Source organism: Pontibacillus chungwhensis BH030062 (assembly GCF_000770675.1).
Classification (GTDB): domain Bacteria; phylum Bacillota; class Bacilli; order Bacillales; family BH030062; genus Pontibacillus; species Pontibacillus chungwhensis.
Genome location: NZ_AVBG01000030.1, coordinates 1 through 1,667, shown reverse-complemented (window position 1 = coordinate 1,667; position 1,667 = coordinate 1). Strand labels below are relative to the sequence as shown.

Genomic DNA, 1,667 nt, shown 5'->3' with positions numbered 1-1,667 from the left:
TGAGATGCTCCCCCTATGGTAGACAGTATAAAAATAAAACTGTTTATCTTAGGGGGTTTTTGTATGTCGAGAAGTTCTTTTTCTCCTGTGGAGAAGCTTACTATTATTAATCTTATTCGTAACGAACATTATCCCATCAATGAAGTTGCTTCTAAGTATAACGTGTGTTGGGCTACGATTCGATCCTGGATACACAAGTTTGAAACTCTTGGAGAAGCTGGACTTGAAGAAGCAAAATCAAACACATCCTACTCAAAAGAGTTTAAGCTGAATGCGGTCAAAGCCTATTTATCAGGAAGGTACTCGATGCGTGAGGTGGCAAGGAAATATGGGGTTTCCAGTTATTCCTCTTTAAGAAACTGGGTGAATGATTATAATGGTCATAGAGTATGGAAATCCAAAGGAGAAAGAAGGCAGAACTCTATGACTAAAGGGCGTAAGACGAATTTGGAAGAGCGAATTGAAATTGTACAGAACTGCATTAAGAATGGGAAAGACTATCAGAGCGCAGCTGAGGACTACTCTATCTCTTATCAACAGGTTTATCAATGGGTGAAGAAATATGAAAGTGGAGGCGATGAAGCTCTTCAAGATCAACGAGGTAAAAAGAAGAGTAAAACCGAGTTAACAACTGAAGAAAAATTCAAGTTAGAGAAGAAGCAACTCGAACGTGAAAATGAACGGTTACGTGCTGAAAACTTATTCTTAAAAAAGTTAGAGGAGATCGAAAGGGGGCGAAATTAAACCAAATTCGTTTTCAGGATAAGTATGTCGCTATCCAAGAGCTTCACGAACAAGAGAACATGAGTATCCAATTACTTTGTGACACCGCTGGTATTTCACGAGCAGCTTATTATAAATGGAAAGATCGAGTTCCTACTCCGCGAGAACTTCAGAATGAGGAAATTCTTAAGGAAATGAAGAACCTTCAAGAGAAGGTAGATGGAATCTTTGGGTATCGTCAAATGACCCTTCAAATGAATCGAAAATTTGAAGAGACACTTAATCACAAGAGAATTTACCGTTTAATGAAGCTGTTTAAAATGCGTTCTGTCACACGAGTGAAAAAGAAAGTCTATAAACGTTCATCACCAGACCATGTAGCAGAAAACGTTCTGAATAGAGAGTTCGAGGCTGAACAACCAAATGAAAAATGGGTAACGGATGTCACAGAGTTTAAGTATGGTCACTCCAAAAAAGCTTATTTGAGTGCGATCCGTGACCTTTATGATGGATCTATTATAAGTTATGTTTTTGGGCATTCCAATAATAATGATCTCGTGTTTGAAACGTTAGATAATGCGATCACAAGTTTAAACGACGAGTCCCCCCTAATCCATAGTGATCGTGGGTTTCAATATACTTCACATGGGTTTAAACGAAAGATAGATCAAGCAGGAATCTACCAAAGCATGTCTCGAGTAGGTAGGTGTATAGATAATGGACCAATGGAATCCTTCTGGGGAACACTTAAATGTGAGAAGTATTATTTACATAAGTACGATACGTACGAAGAATTATCTTCAGCCATTGAGGAATACATATACTTTTACAATCATGAAAGATACCAAGAAAAATTAAACGGCCTTAGCCCTATGGAATATAGAGCTAAAGCCGCTTAAGTCTTTATATTATTTCCACTGTCTACTTGACAGGGGGCACTTCAT

Annotated in this window: 1 protein-coding gene; it reads left to right on the top strand. The window is 38.1% G+C overall.

Going from position 1 to position 1,667, the window contains the following annotated elements; genetic code table 11:
* Positions 1–63: 63 nt before the first annotated feature.
* A protein-coding gene (locus N780_RS19645) for an IS3 family transposase (protein ID WP_156969237.1) occupies positions 64–1,622 on the top strand; the annotation gives its coding sequence in 2 pieces (ribosomal slippage) (positions 64–697 and positions 697–1,622; 1,560 coding nt in all).
* Positions 1,623–1,667: the final 45 nt, after the last annotated feature.